This is a genomic window from Bradyrhizobium yuanmingense (genome assembly GCF_025200905.1).
Taxonomy (GTDB): domain Bacteria; phylum Pseudomonadota; class Alphaproteobacteria; order Rhizobiales; family Xanthobacteraceae; genus Bradyrhizobium; species Bradyrhizobium yuanmingense.
This window is the reverse complement of sequence record NZ_CP104173.1, coordinates 2,726,135-2,746,995: the sequence shown is the minus strand read 5'-3', so window position 1 is coordinate 2,746,995 and position 20,861 is coordinate 2,726,135. Positions and strand designations below refer to the sequence as shown.

19 protein-coding genes are annotated in these 20,861 nt (G+C 67.0%); 17 read left to right on the top strand and 2 right to left on the bottom strand.

The features are described from left to right. From N2605_RS12800 to N2605_RS12720, 17 genes are read left to right on the top strand one after another with little or no spacing between them, the layout of a single operon-like run. On the top strand, positions 1-1,083 hold the full coding sequence (locus N2605_RS12800; protein WP_225112744.1) for a branched-chain amino acid ABC transporter permease: 1,083 nt from the start codon (positions 1-3) through the stop codon (positions 1,081-1,083). Further along, a complete protein-coding gene (locus N2605_RS12795) occupies positions 1,076-1,858 on the top strand; it encodes an ABC transporter ATP-binding protein (protein ID WP_057030084.1) in 783 nt (260 codons plus the stop codon). Before N2605_RS12800 ends, N2605_RS12795 begins: the two co-directional genes overlap by 8 nt. Next, positions 1,851-4,061, top strand: a complete 2,211-nt coding sequence (locus N2605_RS12790) for an ABC transporter permease (protein ID WP_260346820.1) — start codon at positions 1,851-1,853, stop codon at positions 4,059-4,061. The genes N2605_RS12795 and N2605_RS12790 overlap by 8 nt, the downstream gene beginning before the upstream one ends. A 3-nt stretch (positions 4,062-4,064) precedes the next feature. Beyond that, a complete protein-coding gene (locus N2605_RS12785) occupies positions 4,065-4,898 on the top strand; it encodes a phosphoenolpyruvate hydrolase family protein (protein WP_057029886.1) in 834 nt (277 codons plus the stop codon). A 27-nt stretch (positions 4,899-4,925) separates the two neighbouring features. Beyond that, the gene (locus N2605_RS12780; protein WP_260346817.1) at positions 4,926-7,844 is read left to right on the top strand and encodes a flotillin family protein; all 2,919 of its coding nucleotides are present in this window, start codon (positions 4,926-4,928) and stop codon (positions 7,842-7,844) included. Positions 7,845-7,854: 10 nt separating this feature from the next. Further along, the gene (locus N2605_RS12775; RefSeq protein ID WP_011086163.1) at positions 7,855-8,292 is read left to right on the top strand and encodes an SRPBCC family protein; all 438 of its coding nucleotides are present in this window, start codon (positions 7,855-7,857) and stop codon (positions 8,290-8,292) included. Between the two features lie 2 nt (positions 8,293-8,294). After that, positions 8,295-8,738 (top strand): SRPBCC family protein, encoded by a 444-nt coding sequence (locus tag N2605_RS12770; protein WP_225115173.1) that lies wholly within the window; start codon positions 8,295-8,297, stop codon positions 8,736-8,738. Positions 8,739-8,741: 3 nt separating this feature from the next. Continuing rightward, positions 8,742-9,560: an FAD binding domain-containing protein gene (locus tag N2605_RS12765; protein ID WP_025035418.1), complete on the top strand. Its 819-nt coding sequence runs from the start codon at positions 8,742-8,744 to the stop codon at positions 9,558-9,560. 6 nt (positions 9,561-9,566) lie between these two features. Then, entirely contained in the window at positions 9,567-10,043 is a 477-nt protein-coding gene (locus N2605_RS12760; protein WP_036023772.1) for a (2Fe-2S)-binding protein, read from the top strand. Positions 10,044-10,052: 9 nt separating this feature from the next. Further along, positions 10,053-11,645 (top strand): xanthine dehydrogenase family protein molybdopterin-binding subunit, encoded by a 1,593-nt coding sequence (locus N2605_RS12755; protein WP_109144207.1) that lies wholly within the window; start codon positions 10,053-10,055, stop codon positions 11,643-11,645. A gap of 1 nt (position 11,646) precedes the next feature. Continuing rightward, complete coding sequence (locus tag N2605_RS12750; RefSeq protein ID WP_036023767.1) at positions 11,647-12,669, top strand: xanthine dehydrogenase family protein molybdopterin-binding subunit; 1,023 nt, start codon at positions 11,647-11,649, stop codon at positions 12,667-12,669. Positions 12,670-12,679: 10 nt separating this feature from the next. Then, positions 12,680-13,561 carry an AAA family ATPase gene (locus tag N2605_RS12745; RefSeq protein WP_036023765.1) on the top strand — a complete coding sequence of 294 codons (882 nt, stop codon included), beginning with the start codon at positions 12,680-12,682 and terminating at the stop codon, positions 13,559-13,561. After that, positions 13,558-14,676 (top strand): vWA domain-containing protein, encoded by a 1,119-nt coding sequence (locus N2605_RS12740; protein WP_260346784.1) that lies wholly within the window; start codon positions 13,558-13,560, stop codon positions 14,674-14,676. The genes N2605_RS12745 and N2605_RS12740 overlap by 4 nt, the downstream gene beginning before the upstream one ends. Then, positions 14,673-15,557 carry an amidohydrolase family protein gene (locus N2605_RS12735; RefSeq protein WP_260346781.1) on the top strand — a complete coding sequence of 295 codons (885 nt, stop codon included), beginning with the start codon at positions 14,673-14,675 and terminating at the stop codon, positions 15,555-15,557. Before N2605_RS12740 ends, N2605_RS12735 begins: the two co-directional genes overlap by 4 nt. A gap of 30 nt (positions 15,558-15,587) precedes the next feature. Then, entirely contained in the window at positions 15,588-16,436 is an 849-nt protein-coding gene (locus N2605_RS12730) for an MBL fold metallo-hydrolase (RefSeq protein ID WP_260346779.1), read from the top strand. Between the two features lie 19 nt (positions 16,437-16,455). Beyond that, on the top strand, positions 16,456-18,030 hold the full coding sequence (locus N2605_RS12725) for an isochorismatase family protein (RefSeq protein ID WP_260346778.1): 1,575 nt from the start codon (positions 16,456-16,458) through the stop codon (positions 18,028-18,030). A gap of 3 nt (positions 18,031-18,033) precedes the next feature. Next, on the top strand, positions 18,034-18,660 hold the full coding sequence (locus N2605_RS12720) for an FMN-dependent NADH-azoreductase (RefSeq protein WP_109144212.1): 627 nt from the start codon (positions 18,034-18,036) through the stop codon (positions 18,658-18,660). A 27-nt stretch (positions 18,661-18,687) separates the two neighbouring features. Here N2605_RS12720 and hydA read toward each other — a convergent pair whose 3' ends face one another. Together hydA and N2605_RS12710 are read right to left on the bottom strand one after the other, a co-directional pair. Beyond that, positions 18,688-20,148 carry a dihydropyrimidinase gene (gene hydA / locus N2605_RS12715; RefSeq protein WP_260346776.1) on the bottom strand — a complete coding sequence of 487 codons (1,461 nt, stop codon included), beginning with the start codon at positions 20,146-20,148 and terminating at the stop codon, positions 18,688-18,690. Further along, positions 20,109-20,849, bottom strand: coding sequence for a maleate cis-trans isomerase family protein (locus N2605_RS12710; protein WP_036023749.1), 741 nt, complete (start codon positions 20,847-20,849; stop codon positions 20,109-20,111). The genes hydA and N2605_RS12710 overlap by 40 nt, the downstream gene beginning before the upstream one ends. Positions 20,850-20,861: the final 12 nt, after the last annotated feature.

Sequence of the window (20,861 nt, the reverse complement as noted above, 5' to 3'; positions counted from 1 at the left end):
ATGTCGCTCGCCCACGATGCCCCAGTTGCCGTAGGCCGCGCCACCAAGGCGCAGCCCCCCGCCCGGACATGGCCGGAGATCAACAACCCCGCTGCCTGGGCCGTCGCGGCCATTCTCCTGATCATGCCGCTGATCGCGAGCAGCTTTTTTCTGATCGAGATCTTCGCGACCACGCTGATCCTCGGCACCGTGGCGCTGAGCCTGATGTTTCTTGCCGGCTATGGCGGCATGGTCAGCCTGATGCAGCTCACCATCGCGGGCTTCTCAGCCTACATGGTCGCGGTGTTCGGCGTCAGCGGCAACCCCAATATCAGCCTGGGCTGGCCGTGGTGGCTCGCGGTGCCGATGGCGCTGGCGCTGGCGACCGCCTTCGGCACGCTCGGCGGAGCGCTCGCGGTGCGCACCGAAGGCATCTACACCATCATGATCACGCTCGCGATCGGAGCGGCCTTCTACTATTTCACCAACCAGAACTGGGCGATCTTCAACGGTCATACCGGCATCAACACCGTGGCCACGCCACACTTCTGGGGCGTGAACTGGCGCGCCGACATTCCCTTCTATTACATCGTGCTCGCGGTCGCCGCGCTCTGCTATTTCGCGGTCGAGTATCTCTCGCGCGCGCCGTTCGGCCTGGCGCTCCAGGGTGTGCGCGACAATCCGCGGCGCATGGCGGCGCTCGGCTTCAACGTCAATGCGCACCGCGTCGCGGCCTATGCTTTCGCGTCTTTCGTCGCCGCGCTGGCCGGCGTGCTCCAGGTCTGGAACTATCGCCAGATCTCGCCGGGTTCGGTCAGCGTCGGCGCCTGCATCGACGTGCTGATCATCTCCGTCGTCGGCGGCATCACCCGCCCGATCGGGCCCTTCATCGGCGCGTTGATCTTCGTGCTGCTGCGCACCTTCGCGCTCGACTTCCTGGTCCGACTCGGACTCGACGGCAACCGCTTCCGCCTGCTGATCGGGCTCGGCTTCCTCGCCATCGTGTTCTGGTCCTCGGACGGCGTCATCGGCCTCTGGCAGCGCTGGCGTCAGCATCAACGGCGCGAGGTGAGCCGCACCAGTGGAGGGCGCGGCCATGGATAGCGTCGCCCAACGCCTCTCCGCCGTCGGTGCCGGCGCCGCGCTGGAGCTGCGCGGCGTGACGCGGCTGTTCGGCGCGCTCGCCGCGCTGACCGACGTCACCATCACCGTGCGACCGGGCGAGCGGCGCGCCGTGCTCGGCTCGAACGGTGCCGGCAAGACCACGCTGTTCAACTGCATCACGGGCGACTTCCCGCCCTCCTCCGGCACCATCCGCTTCTTCGGCGAGGACGTGACGCACTTCCCGCCCTATGAGCGCATCCGCCGCGGGCTGCGCCGCACCTACCAGATTTCGGCGCTGTTCCCCGGCCTCACCGTGCAGGACAACGTCTATCTCGCCTGCCGCGGCGTCTCGCGCGGACGCTTCTCGTTTCTGCGTCCGGGACAAAACGATGCATTGATGCATGCGGCCGACAACCTGATCCAGGCCGTGCATCTGTCCGCCGTGAAGGACCAGCGCGTGGCCGAGCTCGCGCACGGCCAGCAGCGCCAGCTCGAGATCGCGCTCGCGCTCGCCGGTGCGCCGCGCTTCGTGCTGTTCGACGAGCCGGCAGCGGGCCTCTCGCCGACGGAGCGAGCCGAGCTGATCGAGATCCTGACCTCCCTGCCCGCCCATATCGGCTACATCATCATCGAGCACGACATGGACGTCGCGCTGCGCGTCGTCGAGAGCGTCACGATGATGCACAATGGCCGCGTCTTCAAGGAAGGCCTGCCGGAGGAGATTCAGTCCGACCCCGAGGTGCAGGAGCTCTATCTTGGAGGCGGCCATGAATGAGATCCGCCGCAGCAATCCCGCGCTCGAGATCCGCGGGCTCGACGTCTATTACGGCCACTCGCATGCGCTGCAGGGCGTCGATCTCACTTTGGAGAGCGGCGTGTTCTCAGTCGTCGGCCGCAACGGCATGGGCAAGACCACGCTGTGCAAGGCGATCATGGGGCTGGTCGGCGTGAGCGGCGGCTCGATCCGCGTGCGCGGCGAGGATGTCACGCGGCGGCCGCCGGCCCAGATCGCCCGGCTCGGCGTCGGCTACGTGCCGCAGGGCCGCCGACTGTGGCGCTCGCTCAGCGTCGACGAGCATCTGCGGCTCGCCGGCGGCCTGCGTTCGGGCGCCTGGACCGTCGAGCGCATCTACGACACCTTTCCCCGGCTCGCCGAGCGTCGGGATCACGGCGGCGGCCAGCTGTCCGGCGGCGAACAGCAGATGCTGGCGATCTCGCGCGCGCTGCTCACCAATCCGCACCTGCTCATCATGGACGAGCCGACCGAGGGCCTCGCGCCCGTCATCGTCGCGCAGGTCGAGGAGATGCTGCTGCGGCTCGGCGAAGACGGCGACATGTCCGTGCTCGTGATCGAGCAGAACATTGGCGTCGCCACCGCGATCTCGCGCAACGTCGCGATCATGGTCAACGGCCGCATCAACCGCATCATCGACTCCGCGCGCCTTGCCGCGGACCGCGAGCTACAGCAGCGCCTGCTCGGCGTCGGGCTTCATGCGGAGCTCGAACCGGATATCGAAATCGCCGCATCCGGCGCCGAAACGAAGCCGGCGCCGGCGCCACGGCGCGACGGGCCGGTGCGCATCTACATCTCCAATCCGACGCTGCCGACGCGATGGTCGCAACCGGTGCCGATCGCCCGCATCGAGGCCGCGGCGCGGACGCTCTCGACGCAGGTCGCCCGGCTCGACGAGACGGCGCGGCGCAAGCACGAACCGGTGGCGGCGCAGGCTTCGGGCCCGCCGGTGGTGCTGGTCGTCGGCACGCTCGATACCAAGGGCCAGGAGCTGCGCTACATCCGCGACATCATAGCCGAAAGCGGCCTGCGCACGCGGTTGGTCGACGTCTCGACCAGCGGCAAGCATTCCTCCTGCGATGTCTCCGCGCAGGAGATCGCCCTGAACCACGGCCGCGGCGGCTCCGCCGTGTTCGGCACCGATCGCGGAGCCGCCGTGACCGCGATGGCAGATGCGTTTGCCAATTGGCTGCGGCGCCAAGGCAATGTCGCCGGCGTGATCTCGGCAGGCGGTTCCGGCGCGGCCTCGCTGGTCGCCCCGGGGATGCGGGCCCTGCCCGTCGGCGTTCCCAAGCTGATCATCTCATCCGTCGCCTCGGGCGATGTCGGCCCCTATGTCGGCCCGGCCGACATCACCATGATGTACTCCGTCACCGACGTGCAGGGGCTCAATTCGATCTCACGCGCGGTGCTGGCCAACGGCGCCAACGCGCTCGCCGGCATGGTCAAGGCGCGGCTCGACACGCGTGCCGCAACGGCGCGCGAAGCCGGCGGGCTGCCCGCAATCGGCATCACCATGTTCGGCGTCACCACGCCGGCCGTGCAGAAGATCGCCGCCGACCTTCGCGACGATTTCGAGTGCCTGGTCTTCCACGCCACCGGCGTCGGCGGGCGCTCGATGGAGAAGCTCGTCGAGTCCGGCCAGCTCGCCGGCGCGATCGACCTCACCACGACTGAAGTCTGCGACCTCTTGATGGGCGGCGTGTTCCCGGCGACCGAGGATCGCTTCGGCGCGATCATCCGCAGCCGCCTGCCCTATGTCGGCTCGGTCGGCGCACTCGACATGGTCAATTTCGGCGCGCCTGACACCATTCCCGAGCGCTATCGCGGCCGCAAATTCCACGTCCACAATCCGCAGGTGACGTTGATGAGGACCACGGCCGAAGAGAACGAGCGCATGGGCCGCTGGATCGGCGAGCGGCTCAACCAGATGGATGGCCCGGTGCGTTTCTTCCTGCCCGAGGGCGGCGTCTCGGCCCTCGACGCGCGAGGTCAGCCGTTCTGGGATCCGGATGCCGACGCCGCGCTGTTCCGCACATTGGAGCGGACCGTGCGGCAGACCGGCAACCGCCAGCTCATTCGCATCCCCAAGAACATCAACGATCCCGATTTCGCCGCCGCCATCGTCAGTGCGTTCCGAAACCTGTTCGGGCGGACCGGTGTGCGGCGGAGACTCGCGAGGTGACCGATGGCCAGGTTTGAACGCGCGGCGCTGCTGAAGAGGTTTCGCGACATGGCAAGGCGCGGCGAGCCGATCGTCGGCGGCGGCGCCGGCACGGGGCTGTCAGCCAAATGCGAGGAAGCCGGCGGCGTCGACCTCATCGTCATCTACAATTCCGGCCGCTACCGCATGGCCGGGCGTGGCTCGCTCGCGGGCCTGATGGCGTATGGCGATGCCAACGCCATCGTGCTGGAAATGGCGAGCGAGGTGCTCCCCGTGGTCGACCAGACCCCGGTGCTGGCGGGCGTCAACGGCACCGATCCCTTCCGCGACATGGACGTATTTCTGGACCAGCTGAAGGCACTCGGGTTTGCCGGCGTCCAGAACTTTCCGACGGTCGGCCTGATCGACGGTACCTTCCGCGCCAATCTCGAAGAGACCGGCATGTCCTACGCGCTCGAGATCGACATGATCGCCAAGGCGCACGACAAGGACATGCTGACCACGCCCTACGTATTCAGCGAGAAGGAAGCCGCGGCGATGGCCATCGCCGGCGCCGACATCATCGTCTGCCACATGGGCCTGACCACCGGGGGCACGATCGGTGCGCAAACCGCCTTGAGGCTCAAGGACTGCCCGGCGCGGATTGACACCTGGGCCACCGCCGCGCTCAGCGTCAATCCGGACATCCTGGTGCTGGCGCATGGCGGCCCGATCGCAGATCCCGCCGACGCCGATTTCATCATGAAGAACACCCGTCATTGCCACGGCTTCTACGGCGCATCCTCGATGGAGCGGCTGCCGGTGGAGCGGGCGCTGACGGAACAGGTGCGGCAATTCAAGGCGATCGGCGCGCGATAACGCCCGAGAGGTTCGAGGGAGGGAAAGATGTCAGGGATGTTGGTCGGTGAATTGATCCTCTGGCTGATCGTCGCGATCATCGTGATCGTGGTTGGCGTCTATATCGTGAACTGGCTCTACCACCGCTCCTCCAAGGAGACATCGTTCGTCCGCACCGGCTTCCTCGGCGAACGCGTGGTGATCAATGGCGGCGCCTTCGTGCTGCCGTTCATCCACGACTACACGCCCGTCAACATGAACGTGCTGCCGATGGGCATCGTGCGTTCGAAGCAGGATGCCGTGATCACCCGCGACCGCATGCGCGTCGACATCGAGGCCGACTTCTATGTCCGCGTGCAGCCGACCCGGGAGGCCGTCTCGATTGCCGCTGCGACACTCGGCCGCCGCACCCTGGAACCCGGGCAGCTCCACGCGCTTCTCGCCGGCAAGTTCATCTCCGCGATCCGCTCGGTCGCTTCCGAGATGACCATGGAGGAGATGCATGAGCGTCGCGGCGACTACGTCGCGCGGGTCAAGACCGAAGCGGCGGAAGCTCTCGCCCAAAACGGCCTCGAGCTGGAATCGGTTGCGATCACCGATCTCGACCAGACCGATCTCGAGTTCTTCAACCCTTCGAACCGCTTCGACGCCGAAGGCCTGACGCGGTTGATGGAGGACATCGAGGCCAGGCGGAAGCTGCGCAACGACATCGAGCAGGATTCGATGATCAAGATCCGCTCCCGCAACCTGGAAGCCGAGCGGCAGGCGCTGGAGATCGAGCGCGAGAGCGAGACCGCACGCCTGGAGCAGGAACGCGACATCGAGATGCGCCGCGCGCTTCAGCGCACCGAAGTCGCCCGCGAGCGGGCCCTGCGCGAGACCGAGGCCGAACAAGCACAGATTTCCGCCCGCGAGGCCATCGAGCGCGCCCGCATCGCCAATGAGCAGGCGATCGCCGAGGCCCGCATCGCCTCCGAGCGCGAGACCCGCCAGAAGGAGATCGAACGGACCCGCACGATCGAGGAGAAGGAGCTGCTGGCGCGCGAGGAGATCGAGAAGACAAGGATCGCCAACCAGCGCTCGATCGATACCACACGCATCGCTTCGGAACGCGAAGTCCGCCAGCGCGAGATCGAGCGGATGCGCACAGTCGAGGAAGCCGAGATCGCCGCGCGCGAGGCAATCGAGAAAGCCCGCATCCAGCAGGACCGCGTCGTCACCGACGCCCGCATCGCCAACGAGGAAGAGACGCGGCGCCGCGAGATCGAGCGGACGCGCGCGGTCGACGAGGCCGAGATTGCCGCACGCGAGGCCACCGAAAAGGCGCGCATCGCCCAGACGCTGATCGTCAATGTCGAGCGTATCTCCTCGGACGAGCGCACTCGCGCGCTGGAAATCCAGCAGGTGCGGACCATCCAGGAGGCCGAGATCGAAGCGCAGCGCGCGGTCGAGGCCGCCCGCATTGCCCGGGAGCGGACGCTGGCTACCGAGCGCATCGCTGCCGAGCAGAACACACGGCAGCTGGAGATCGAGCGCAACCAGGCGCTGGACGTCGCCGGCATCGCCGCGCGCGAGACCACGGAAGCCTCGCGCATCGCGCAGGAGGAGCGCGTGCGCTCCCTGGAGATCGCCCGCAACCGCGCCGTCGAGGAAGCTGACATCGCCTCGCGCGAGGCGATCGAGGCGGCCCGCATCGCCCAGGAAAAGGCGGTTGCGGCCGAGCGCATCCAGGCCGAACGGGAGACGCGCGCGCTCGAAATCGAGCGGACCGGCGTCCTCGAGGCGGCCGAGCTGAAGCGGCGCGACGCCATCGAGCGGCAGCGCATCACGGTCGACCTGGCGCTCGAGGCCGAGCGCATCAATTCCTCCAAGAAGCGCGAAGTGCTCAACATCGAGCAGAAGAAGGCGATCGAGATCGCGGACGAGGACCGCGTCATCGCGCTGTCGACCAAGAAGTCCGAGCGGATCGACGCCGACCGCCAGGTCCGGCAGGCCGAGATCGTGGCGCGCAAGGAGGTCGAGACCACCGACGTCTCGCGCGAGCAGGCACTGGAAGCTGCCCGGATCGAGCGGCGCCGCGCCATCGAGCAGCTCGAGGTCGCCCGCGTGCAATCCCTGCAGGAAGCGGAGATCGCCTCCCGTGAGGAGGTCGAGCGTGCCCGCATCGCCTCCGACCGCGGCCTCGACGAGGCCCGCATCGGCCGCGAGCGCGAGCTGCGCAAGCTCGAGGTCAATCGTGAGAAGGACGTCGAGACGGTGCTGATGGAGAAGGCGATCGCGATCCATCAGAAGTCGCTGGAGGAGTCGGCCGCGCGCGCAGCCGCCGAGGAGGCGCGGATCCGGGCGACCGAAGCCGCCGAGCGCGTCGTCACCGCCCGCGAGAGCGAGATCGCCAAACGGCGCAAGACCGTCGAGGTTCTGCTGGCGGAGAAGCAGGCCGAAGAGACCCGCATCGCCGCCGAAGCCGAGCGCGTGCGCGCCGCGGTCGAAGCCGAAGCGCAACGCATGCTGAACGAAGCCGAGAACGTGCTGACTGACCAGGCACGCTACTCGCTGTTCCGCAGAAAGCTGCTCGACCGCATCGAGGGCATCGTGCGCGAGAGCGTCAAGCCGATGGAGAAGATCGAAGGCATCCGCATCCTCCAGGTCGACGGCCTCAACGGCAACGGCCACGGCAACGGCAATGGCGGCCGCAGCGCCACCGACGAGGTGATCGACTCGGCGCTACGCTACCGAGTCCAGGCGCCGCTGATCGACTCGATCCTGTCGGATATCGGCGTCGAAGGCGGCAGCCTGGCCAAGATGCCGGGGCTGATCCGCGAGGCCCGCGACATGCAGGGCATCAAGGAGGCCGCGCGCAAGGGTGGCGGCGGAGGTGGTGGCGGCGGCGACAAGCCGGCGGCCGCTCCGCCTGCGACCGAGGGCGGCGAGCCGCCGGCCGAGCGCGGGCCGCGGAAGAAGAGCTGAGGTTTGAGCGATGGCCCGCGTCTACGTCTCCACCGTCGTCAACGCCCGCAACGACCGCGTCTGGGCGCGGGTGCGCGATTTCAATGGCCTGCCGAACTGGCATCCGGCCATCGCCGAAAGCCGGATCGAGGGCGGCGAGCCCTCCGACAAGATCGGCTGTGTCAGGGATTTCCGCCTGCGCAATGGCGACCGCATCCGCGAGAAGCTGCTCGGCCTCTCCGATTACGACATGTTCTGCACCTACTCGATCCTGGAATCGCCGATGGGCGTCGAGAACTACGTCGCCACCCTGCGCCTGACGCCCGTCACCGACGGCGACCAGACGTTCATGGAATGGACCGCGGAATTCGACTGCGCGCCGGAACGGGAGACCGAGCTCGTCAACAACATCGGCGGCGGCGTGTTCCAGGGCGGCTTCGACGCCCTGAAGCGCGTGTTCGGAGGCTAGCCGTGCCGCATATCGTCAAGAGCACGATCCTGAACGCACCGACGGACGCGGTGTGGGACGTGCTGCGCGATTTCAACGGGCACGACCGCTGGCACCCGGCAGTTGCGACCTCCTCCATCGAACGCGCGCAGACCGCCGACAAGATCGGCTGCGTCAGGCGGTTCAAGCTGAAGGACGGCTCGGAGCTGCGCGAGCAGCTGCTGGCGCTGTCCGACCTCGAGCAGACCTTCAGCTATTGCCTGCTCGATACGCCGGTCCCGATGTTCAACTACGTCGCCCATGTCCGGCTGCTGCCGGTCACCGACGGCGACCGCACCTTCTGGCACTGGGAGTCGCGGTTCACGACGAAGCCGGAGGACAAGGACCGCGTCAGCCACATGGTGGCCGAAGACATCTATCAGGCCGGATTCGAAGCGATCCGCCGCCATCTGAAGGAGGCCGCTTAAGCCATGGCCGTGACGGTAAAGACCTTTACGAATGCGAGCGAGGCGGCTGGCGCGCTGTCGTCGGACCGGAGCGCGCGCTATCTCGGCGGCGGCACGCTGGTGATGCGCGCGCTGAACGAAGGCGACGTCTCGATCTCGACGATCGTGCGGGCTCAGGACCAGGCGCTGACCCGGATCGACGCCTCCGGTCCGCGCATCACCTTGGGCGCCGGCGTCACCTTCGCGCGCGTGCTAGCCGAGCGCGACCTCGCCTTCCTGCATGCCCCTGCCCGCTCGATCGGCGGTCCCGCCGTGCGCAACATGGGCACCGTCGGCGGCAATCTGTTCGCGCCGAACCCTTACGGCGATTTCACCGTGGCGCTGCTGGCGCTCGACGCCACCATTGCGGTTCAAGGCGGCTTCGGCTCGCGCGATATTCCGATCGAGGAGTTTCTGCAGGGGCGTGAGCGCCAGGCCGGGACGTTGGTGCTGTCGGTGTCGTGCACGCGGCCGGCCAGCAGCGAGGCGTTTCGTTATCGCAAGATCGCGCGCATCAAGCCGAAGGGCGGCTCGGTGATCACGCTCGCCGCGCATCTGCCGGTCAGCGGCGGACGGATCGCGGGTGCGCGGATTGCGCTGGGCTCGATGGCGCCGACCCAGATCCGCGCTCGCGCCGCCGAGCGCGCGCTGGAGGGCCGCTCGCTGGATGCGGCGACCATCGCTGCTGCGGCCTCTGCCGCCACAGAAGGAACATCGCCCTCAGACAACGCGCTCGGCAGCGCCTGGTATCGCCGCGAGATCGTCGGTGTGCATTTGCGGCGCCTGCTGTCGGGACAGGAATAGCTCGCCATGACAAAAATCCCCCTGCAGTTTCGCCACAACGGCCGCGACGTCGCAATCTTCGTCGACGGCGGCACCAACCTGCTCGTCGCGCTGCGCGAGCTGATCGGCGACATGACGCCGAAATTCGGCTGCGGCCAGGGTGGCTGCGGCACATGCAGCGTGCTGATCGATGGCGAGCTTCACCTCTCCTGCCTGACGCTCGCCGAGACCGTCGCGGGCCGCTCGGTCGAGACGCTCGACGGCATGAAGCAAGGCCCGAACCTGCATCCGCTGCAGCGCGCCTTTGCCGACAATTTCGCCGCCCAGTGCGGCTATTGCACGCCGGGCATGCTGATGGCTGCAAAGGCGCTGCTCGACCGCAATCCCGCCCCGAGTCGGGCCGACGTCATCGAGGCGATCTCCGGCAATATCTGCCGTTGCACCGGCTACGAGCCCATCATCAATGCCATCCTCGCCGCCGCAGGCGGCCGGGCCAGCGCCTGAGGTCAGACCATGCTGGAACTGCGCAAGGACATCTTCGCCGACGAGCGTGACGATAATTTGAAGGAAATCGGCAAGGGTACGCAGCGGCAGGACATGCTCGGCCACATCACGGGCACGTCCAGCTATTTCAACGACCACAAGCTGCAGGGCATGCTGCACCTGAAGGTCGTTCGTTCGACCCAGGCCCATGCAAGGCTGCGCCGCATCGATACCACCGAGGCCGAGCGCTCGGCCGGCGTGCGCCGGATCATCCGTGGCGCGGACGTGCCACGCAACCTCAACACGCTGCTCAGCCTGATCAACTTCGGCAAGGACGACGAGCCGTCGCTGGCGGTCGACAAGGTCCGCTACAAGGGCGAACCGATCCTCGCTATCGTCGCCGACAGCGAGCGCGAGGCGTTCGAGGCGATCGCAAAAGTCAGGATCGATTACGAGCCGCTGCCGGCCGTGTTCGACGTCGAGGATGCGCTGAAGCCGGGTGCGCCCGTCGTCAACGAGACCTATCCGAAGAACGCCTTCATCTATCATGACGTCTACGACCACCAGCGCCTGCGCTTTGGCGATGCCGATGCCGCGCTCGCAACCGCCGACCACGTGCTCGAGCAGCGCTACCAGATGTCGCCGATCGAGCACGCGCCGACCGAGACCAACGGCGCGATCGCCGCGCCCGATACCAACGGCCGCTACGTCGTCTATACCTCGACGCAGGCACTGTTCTTCTCGGTCGACACCTGCGCCAAGATCCTCGACGTGCCCTCCAACACCTTCCACTTCATCGGCGGCACCGTCGGCGGCGGCTTTGGCGGCAAGGTCGACACCTTGACCGAGCCGCTCGCGATCCTCGGCGCCATGTTGACGGGGCGCCCCGTCCGCTACGTGTTCGGCCGCGAGGAGGAGATGCAATACGGCCCGCCGCGCGGCGCCGAGCGCATCTACATCAAGGACGGCGTGATGCGCGACGGCCGCATCGTCGCGCGCAAGATCCGCGCCTATTTCGACAGCGGCGCCTATACGCGGCTGTCGAGCTATGCCGCGGTGAAATGCGCCGCGCATCTGCCGGGTCCCTACACTATCCCGAATGTCTATGGCGACGTCTATTGCGTCTTCACGAACCGCACGCCGGCGACCGCCATGCGCGGCTTCGGCGTCACTGCGATGGACTTTGCCATCGAATGCCAGATGGACAAGCTCGCAAACCTCGTCGGCATGGACCCGATGGAGTTCCGGATCCTGAACGCCTATCGCGACGGCGACATGAAGGCGCACCGGCGCGAGGCCAAGAACACCGCGCTGATCGAGTGCGTCCAGGTTGCCGCCGAGAAGGCCAAATGGCCGATCCGCGACGAGTTCAGGCGCGCCTCCTCGCGCAAGGACGGCGGCGGCAGCCGCGCCGTGATCCCGCCAACACCGACGGATTCGCGCAGCCGGCCCGCTGCGCCGGCGCAGCAGCGCACGACCTACGACCGCGCGCCGGTGACGGCGACAAGAGAGCCGCCGCGCGAACCACCTCCGCCGGCGCCGCCACCTCCCCCGCCCCGCCCGGCCGCGCCATCGCACGGCGCGACCCGATTCTCCTCCGTGTTCGGCACCAGGAGACGCTGAGATGACCCGGCATCGTGGACGCGGCATGGCGTCGATCAACTACCCCATCGGCATGAATCTCGGCGGCGATCCGAGCCAGGCGCTGGTGCATTCCAACCCGAGCGGCAAGTTCACCGTGGCGCTGTCGTCGATCGACCTTGGCCAGGGCATGAAATCTGTGACGCGGCAGATCTGCGCGGAGACGCTTGGCGTGCCGGTCGAGGACGTCTATGTCGACACCGCGGATTCCGATACCGGCCCGCACTGCATGGGCTCGTTCGCCTCGCGCGGCACCCATCGCGTCGGCAATGCCGTGATGGCCGCAGCCCGCGAGGCGCGCGGCGTGATGATGGAGGCCGCCGCCGAGGAGCTCGAGGTCAACGCCGCCGATCTCGAAACCGACGGTCGCGGCAACATCCACGTCAAGGGCGCCCCGCACCGCTCGATCTCGACAAAGGACGTGGCCATTGCCGCGCAGTTCAAGCAGGGCAAGACCATCTCGGGCCGCGGCATCTTTCTCGTGCCGCTGTCGGATGTCGATCCTGAAACCGGCGAGATGTCGCCGGCGACCTGCTACGCACACGCCTGCCTGGTCGCGGAGGTCGAGGTGGACGATGAGACCGGCGAGGTCGCGATGGTCCGGATGGACTCGGCTTACGAGCTCGGCCGTGCGCTCAACCCGCGCCTCGTCGAGCAGCAGCTGGTCGGCGGCGCCTGGATGGGCGTCAGCCACGCCCTCTACGAGACGCCGGAGCCGTACTATCCCGATCCTGTCCACGGGCCCCGCGACTTCGTCGAATATCTGATGCCCGGTCCCGGCGACATCTGTCCGCATGATATCGCCGTGCTGGAGCGCCCCGCCCCTGACGGTCCGTTCGGGGGAAAAGGCCCTGGCGAGATGTGCGCCAATCCGGTGCTGCCCGCGGTGGCGAATGCGATCTTCAACGCGGTGGGCGTTCGCATCGACGACCTGCCGATCACGCCGGAAAAGGTGCTGCGGGCGATCAAGGCGCAGGGCGGCGCGCGGCCGCAGGCGCGGCGTTAGAGGATCGGCCGTGGCGGTTCGCAGCAACATCGTCGGCATCGACAGCCCGGAGGCGCTGGAGCGGGCGCTGCGGGCGGCCTATTATCTCGCCGACGAAGGGCTCGCGACCGCCGCCTATCTCGGCCTCGCGCTCGGCAAGCCGCTGCTGCTCGAAGGCGCGCCCGGCGTCGGCAAGACGGAGGCGGCCAAAGCCATCGCCGCCGTGCTCGGCCGCCGCCTGATCCGCCTGCAATGCTACGAGGGCATCGACGCCTCTGCCGCGCTCTATGAGTGGAACTATCCACGCCAGATGCTGGCGATCCGTCAGGCCGGCGACGAGAGCATCGACATCTATGGCGAGACGTTCCTGATCGAGCGGCCGATGCTGGCGGCGCTGCGCGCACCTGATTCCACCGTGCTCCTGATCGATGAAATCGACCGCGCCGACCAGGAGTTCGAGGCCTTCCTGCTCGAATTCCTCTCCGACTTCCAGATCTCAATTCCCGAGCGCGGCACGGTCCGCGCGGCCGAGCGGCCGGTGGTCGTGCTCACCTCGAACCGGACCCGCGATCTGCACGAAGCCTTGCGCCGCCGCTGCGTCTATCACTGGATCGATTATCCGACGGCGGAGCGCGAGGCACGCATCATCATGATGCGCGCCTCCAGCGTCGCCGAAGCCACGGCCCGCGCCGTCGTCGCGGCCGTCGAGAGATTGCGGCGCGAACCGCTGAGCAAGGCCCCCGGGATCGCCGAAGCCGTCGACTGGGCCGAGGCCGCGACCCTCCTCAACAAGGGCGGCGCGCGCTGGCCTGATGCCTTCAAACGCTCGATCGGCGTCGCGCTGAAGGACGAAGAGGACCTGCACTTCATCGCGCCGCGGCTCGATGCCATGCTCGCGGAGGCGACCGCATGAGCATCGAGCCGCAGCTCCCGCGCGCTGCCCGCACCTTTGTTTCCTTCGTCGCCCTGCTGCGCGCCAACGGCTTCGCCGTCGCGCCGGAGCAGACCACCGCGTTCCTCGCCGCGATTGCGCTGCTCGGACCGCGCAAGCTCGAGGACATCAAGCAATCTGCGCTCGCCACCCTAGCCCCTCCGCCCGAGCGCCGCGCCACCTTCGATCGGCTGTTCGACCTGCATTTCCGCGGCAGCGAGGCGATCGAGCGTGCCGACGACGGCGAGGACGACGAGACCGTCCGTCTGCAGGAGGAAGGTCGCGGCGACGAGGAGCCCCTGCTCTCCGACGAGGCCAACGAGTCCGGCCTGACTGCATCGCGCACCGAGGCGCTGGTCGAGCGCCGCTTCGCGCAGCTCTCCACGACCGATGCGCTCCGACGGCTGGCGCGCGAGGCCCCGCGGCGCCTGCCGCGGCGGCGCGGGCACCGCCGCATGCGGGCGCGCCGCGGCCCCTTTGCCGACCTCCGCCGCACCTTACGCGACAGCGTCCGCAGCGACGGCGAGATCCTGCGGCTCGGCCACATGAAGCGGCGGCAACGGCCGCGCAAGGTGTTGCTGCTGATCGACGTCTCCGGCTCGATGAAAAGCCGCACCGAGGAGAATATGAAGCTTGCGCATGCGCTGGTGCAGGCCGCGCCCAATGTCGAGGTCTTCACCTTCGGCACGCGGCTGACCCGTGTCACGCGTGCACTGCGTCTGAAACGGCGCGAGCAGGCGCTGAGCGCCGCGGCACATCTGGTCAGCGATTGGGACGGCGGCACCCGGATCGGCGACGCGCTGCAAGCGTTCCTGGCGGTCCCGCGGTTCGGCGGCTACGCCCGCGGCGCCGCTGTGATCATCATCTCCGACGGGCTCGAGCGTGGAGAGCCGGACGCCCTTCGCGACGCTGTCGCGAAACTATCGCGGCGGGCCTGGCGCCTGAGCTGGCTGACGCCGCTCGCGACAGGCCCCGCGTTCCGTCCGCAGACAGAAGCTCTGGTCGCGATCGAACGCTCCGTCGACGATCTCGTGGACGGCGGGTCGAGCGCATCGATCGTCGCCCACGTCCTGGCACTGGGAAGGAGAGCTGCGTGAACGATATTGTCGACGGCCATCATCACATCTGGCGGCAGGCCGACCTGCCCTGGCTGACCGGCCCCATGCAGCCCCGCATCTTCGGACCGTACGAGCCGATCCGGCGCGACTATCCGATCCAGGAATATCTCGACGATCTCAAGGACAGCGGCGTCACCCGTTCCGTCTATGTGCAGACCAATTGGGCGCCCGAGCATTTTGAGGAGGAAGCAGCGTGGGTACAGCGTACCTCCGACGAACATGGCTGGCCGCACGCCATCGTTGCCTACGCCAATTTTGCGGCCGAGGACGTCCGCCCGCAGCTCGACCGCCTCAAGCGCTATCCTCTGCTGCGCGGGGTGCGCATGCAGCTGCATTGGCACGAGAACCCGCTCTATCGCTTCGCAGCGCGTCCGGATCTCTGCACCGACCCGACGATCCGTCGCAATGTCGCACGTCTTTCCGATTACGGCTGGAGCTTCGATTTGCAGGTGTTCACGCCGCAGATGCCGGATGCTGCGCAGCTGGCCGAATCCTGTCCCGGCGTGACCTTCATCCTCCAGCATGCCGGCATGCTCGAGGATCTCTCGCCGGCTGGACGGGCGGCCTGGCGCGCCGGGATGGCCCGGCTCGCGAGTTGTCCGAACGTGGTCTCGAAACTGTCCGGGCTCGGCACCTTCATCCATCGCAACGATCCCGCGCATATCGCCGCCGTGCTCACCGATACCGTCGCGATCTTCGGCGCCGAGCGCTGCCTGTTCGGCACCAATTTTCCGATCGAGAAATTGTGGACCAGTTATCGCGAGCTCGTCGCAGCCTTTCGCGCCGCCGCCGCCCCGTTCAGTGCGGAGCAGCAGGATGCGATCTTCAGGACGACGGCGACGCGCGTCTATCGGCTTTGACAGACAAGAAACGAGACGGGAGGGAAACGAATGGCGCTGGAGATCAAGATCCTGGACTACGGCGATATCGAGCTGGAATCGAGCTTCCTGGTGCTCGGCCGCGACTGCGGCCGCACCCGCCGCGTCCTCACGCTCGGCTTTTTGATCCTCGGCGGCAAATATCCTGTTGTCGTCGACACCGGCTATCGCTCCAACCAGATCATGGAGACGCTGGGCATGCGCGGGCTCCAGTATCATGAGAACATGATCGAGAACCAGCTCGCGCGCCACGGCGTTCGCATGGGCGACGTTCGCTTCGTCTGCCACACGCATTTGCATATCGACCATGCCGGCAAGGACGACCTGTTTCCGATGAACACGACCGTCGTGCTCAACCGCAAGGAGCTCGAATATTCCGTCTCCGGCCTGATGCATCCGCAATATCCCGCGCCAGACATCAAGCACCTGATCGACCGGCTGCATACCAAGAGCGCGCTGCGCTTCCTGGACCTCGAGATCACCGGGCCGATCGAGCTGATGCCCGGCGTCTATTGCGACGCCGCCAACGCGCACACCGAGGGCTCGATGAACATCGTCGTCGAGACCGCCGACGGCATCGCCACCATCTGCGGCGACGTGATCTACGACTTCAACGACCAGATCGTCACGCCCTTCCATGAGATCCACGATTGGGAGCCGCGTACCACCGGCAACCATGGCACCACCAAGCGCGCGGAAAAGGCGGCGATCAAAAAGCTGCTGAGCAGCTCGCGCTACCTGCTCCCGGTCCACGACCGTCCCGCCAAGATCGAAGGCGGCAATGTCGTGGGGCGTCTGCACGATCAAGTCCCTGGCCCGATCGTGCAGTCGCTGCCCGAGCGCAACTGGTTCCCGGCTTGACGTTGTCGAGGATCGACCGATGACGCATGTGACGTTGCGAAGCGAGTTCGAAACCCTGATCGACCCCTATGCGCCGGTCGCACAGATCGGCACCGGCTTCGACTTCACGGAAGGGCCGATCTGGCATCCGGTCGATCAGTATCTGCTGTTCTCGGACATGCCGGCCGACGTGCGGCGGCGCTGGGATGCGCGGCGCGGCGTCGTCGAGGTCAAACGCCCGTCGAACAAATGCAACGGCATGACCTATGACGCCGAGCTCAATTTGATCGTCTGCGAGCACGCGACCTCGTCGCTGGTCCGCGAACGCCCGGACGGACGGCGCGAGGTCCTGGCCTCGCATTTCGGCGGCCAGGAGCTCAACAGCCCGAACGACGTCTGCGTGCACTCATCCGGCGCGATCTATTTCTCCGATCCATGGTATGGCCGCATGCCGGTCTTTGGTCTCGAGCGGCCGCGCCAGCTCGGCTTTCAGGGCGTCTATCGCGTGGTGCCGGGCGGCGAGCCGAAGCTCGTGGTCGAGCGCAGCCTGTTCGACCAGCCGAACGGGTTGTGCTTCTCGCCGGACGAGAGGCTGCTCTATGTCAACGACACCGTGCAAGCCCTGATCCGCGTGTTCGACGTCAACAGCGATGGTTCGCTGTCCAATGCGCGCGTGTTTGCGAGCGGCATCAAGTCCGAGCTCGAGCCCGGTCTGCCCGACGGCATGAAGTGCGATCAGCACGGCAACATCTGGGTCACCGCGCCCGGCGGCGTCTGGGTCTATTCGCCGCGCGGCGAACTGCTCGGCAAGGTTCGCGTGCCCGAGCTCGTCGCCAACCTCGCCTGGGGCGGGCCGGATTTCCGCACGCTCTATCTCACCTCGACACATTCGGTGTATGCGATCCCGACCCGGGTCGGCCCGCGCCATGAGCCCTATATGAGCGGCCGGCGCGCTGGCGGCGGAGCAAGCCCGGGCTCATCGCCAGCCGCGCCTATTCTGAGCGAGGGCGAGATGCGGCTCGATCCGCAACGCTGCGCCATGATCATCCAGGATCTCCAGAACGACGTCATCATGGACGGCGGGGCTTTCGCCGAGTCGGGCGCGCCGGGTCATGCCAAGCAGCAGCATGTCGTGGAGAATGTGCGGCGCCTCGCGGAGGCCGCGCGCGCCCGCGGCGTCACCATCATCCATGTCTGGTTCGTGGTCGAGCCCGGCGCGCCCGGCGTCACGCTGAACGCTCCGTTGTTCGAGGGCCTGGTCGACAGCAAGGCGATGGTGCGCGGGAGCTGGGGTGCGGCCCCGGTTTCAGGCCTCGAGCCCCGGCCCGGCGATTTCGTCGTCGAGAAGATGCGGATGAGCGCCTGGGAAGGCACGCGGCTGGAGACGATCCTGAAAGCGACCGGTCGCGACATGATCATCAATACCGGCGCCTGGACCAACATGTCGATCGAGCACACGGCGCGGACCGGCGCCGACAAGGGCTATTTCATGATCGTGCCCGAGGATTGCTGCTCGACCATGAATGCCGACTGGCACAACGCCTCGATCAACTTTGCCATGCAGAACGTCGCGGTCGTGACCAGAGCCGACGCCGTGATCCGAGCGCTGGGATGAGCTGTGGCAAAGCTCCTGCACTTGTCCTGCTCGCCGCGCGCCGAGGCCGAATCGACAGCCGGCGCGCGGCTCTTTCTCGATGGCTTCCGCCAGGCCCGGCCGGATTGGGACATTGATGTCGTGGACATCTGGCGTGAACGGATGCCGGAATTCACAGGTCCGATCGTCGAGGCCAAATACGCGCGCATGAAGGCTCAGGTCTTCACCGATGCGCAGCGCGACAGCTTTGCCGAGGCCGAGCGAATGGCGTTGCGCTTCTCGCTCGCCGACCGGGTGCTGATCTCGACCCCGATGTGGAACTTCGGCCTTCCCTACAAGCTCAAGCAGTGGTTCGACATCATCGTCCAGCCCGGTCTCACCTTCCGGTTCGATCCGTCGCAGGGATATCTGCCGCTGCTCAAGGACCGGCCGACGCTGGTGATCATCGCCAGCGGCAGCGATTTTGCCACCGGCATGAACCGCGGCCGTATCGATATGGCAACGCCCTACTTACGGGAGATCCTGCGCTTCATCGGGATCAGCAATGTCCGCTTCGTCCTGATCGGTCCAACCACGGGACCACAAGCGCCGATCGATGCCGCCCGCGAACGGGCCCATCAACGTCTCGCTGCAATGGCCGCGACCTTCTGAAGCGCGATGGCGGCGTGTCGAGCCGGATCAGATCAGGCTCGACTTGCCCCGGCTCAGCACCTGGCCTGCGCCTTTGGCGCCGACGATCCGGCCCTCGCTGCAGACCACCTCTCCCCTCGCGATCGTCGTCACCGGCCATCCCGTAACCTCGAAACCTTCCCAGGGCGTGTAATCCGCGCCGTGATGCAGATCGGCCTGCCGGATCGGCTTCTTCAACTTGGGATCCCAGAGAACGATGTCGGCATCGAAGCCGACGCCGATCGAGCCCTTCCGGGGATAGAGACCGTAGATGCGGGCGTGGTTGGTCGCGGTCAGCTCGACGAACTTCTGCAGGGTGATGCGGCCCTTCGAGACGCCTTCGGAGAACAGGATCGGCAGCCGCGTCTCGACGCCGGGGATGCCGTTCGGCACCCAGCGGAACGAGGTACGGGCGTTCGGCGTCAGCTTGCCCTTGGGATCATCGTAGCGGAACGGGCAGTGATCGGACGAGAAGGTCTGGAACACACCCGACGTAATGCCCTCCCAGATCGCCTCCTGGCTCTCGACATCGCGCGGCGGCGGCGAGCAGACGTATTTCGCGCCCGTAATGTCCATGTTGAGGCCCTTCATGTCGTCGGCCGTCAGCGTGATGTATTGCGGGCAGGTCTCGGCATGAACGGGCAGACCGCGCTGCTGCGCCCAGCGTACCTGCTCCATCGCCTCGCGTCCGGAGACGTGCACGATCATGATGGGAACGCCGATCAGCTCGGCATGGCTGATGGCCCGGTGCGTCGCCTCGCGCTCGACCGCCTGCGGCCGCGAGGTGCCGTGATAATACGGCGCGATATGACCTTCGCGCTCCAGCTTGCTGGTCAGGAAACGGATGGCGTCGTAGCCCTCGCAATGGACCATGACCAGCGCCTCCTCGCGGCGCGCGACCTCGAACACTTCGAGCAGCTGCTTGTCGCTGAGCACGAGGTCGTCATAGGTCATGAACACCTTGAACGAGGTGTAGCCGTCCTTGACCAGCGCCGGCAGCTCCTGCCCGAGCACCACGGCAGTCGGATCGGAGATGATGAGATGGAAGGCCGTATCGATGTAGCACTCACCTTCGGCGAGCTTGCGATAGTTCTCGACACAGCTGCGCAGCGAGGTGCCTTTCTCCTGCAGCGCAAAGGGCAGCACCATGGTGTTGCCGCCGGCTGCGGCTGCGCGCGTCGCCGAGGCAAAATCGTCGGCCATCACCACGTCGGGGCCCGAGGGCTGGGAAATATGGACGTGGCTGTCGATGCCGCCCGGCAGCGCCAATAGGCCCGACGCATCGATCTCGCGCGCCGCGCCCGCGATGCTATCGGCGATGCTGACGATGCGGCCGTCGCGAATTCCGATATCAGCGCGAAACTCGTCGCTGGCCGTCACGATGGTGCCGCCGCGGATGGCGAGGTCGAGCTGCGTCACTGATGTCTCCGTCACCTGATATTTGGCATTGTCTGGAAGATCCGTCCCCATTGCGCAAGGGCCGTCACATCGCCGCCGGCGAGGCAGAGGGTCCGCCACAGCGTCACCGCGACCGAATCGAGCACGGCGATATCCAGCTCCCGCTCCAGCGTGGCCGCAAGCGCCGCACCATCGAGATTGGTGCAGAGGATGACGATCGCGTCAGTCCCCTCCGCCGCCACGGCGCGGATCATATCCGTGATCGTCGACGGCGCGACTTCGCCAAAGGAAAAGTTGTCGCGCAAGCCGAGATGCCGCTCGGCATGCGGGGCGATCCCCTCCTCAGCCCAGACGTCGGCAATGCGCCGCTGCACGTCGTCGGTATAGGGCGAGACCAGGCCGACGCGCCTGGCGCCGAGCGCGCAGGCGGCATCGATGCAGGCCAGGGTCGATGTCGTTGCCGGCACATTTGTGCGGGCCGTGATCGCCTCGCACAGGCTGCGGTCGCGGCCGATGCCGAGCCAGCTTGCGGACGTTCCGTTCCAGGCGATCGCGTCGACCTTGGCATCGGCCAGCAGATCTGCCGCCGGCAACATCACCGAGGCATCGAACTGGCTCAGCGCGGCGGCATCGAGCGCGATCTGGGTGACGCGGAAGCGAGAGAAATGCGCGGTGACGCCGGGGGTGCCCGCCAGCATGGCGCTGGTGACGGGCTCGAGCACCGAGTTGGAGGACGGCGTGATCATGCCGAGGCGCTTGCGCATGGCTGACATCGATCACAGTCG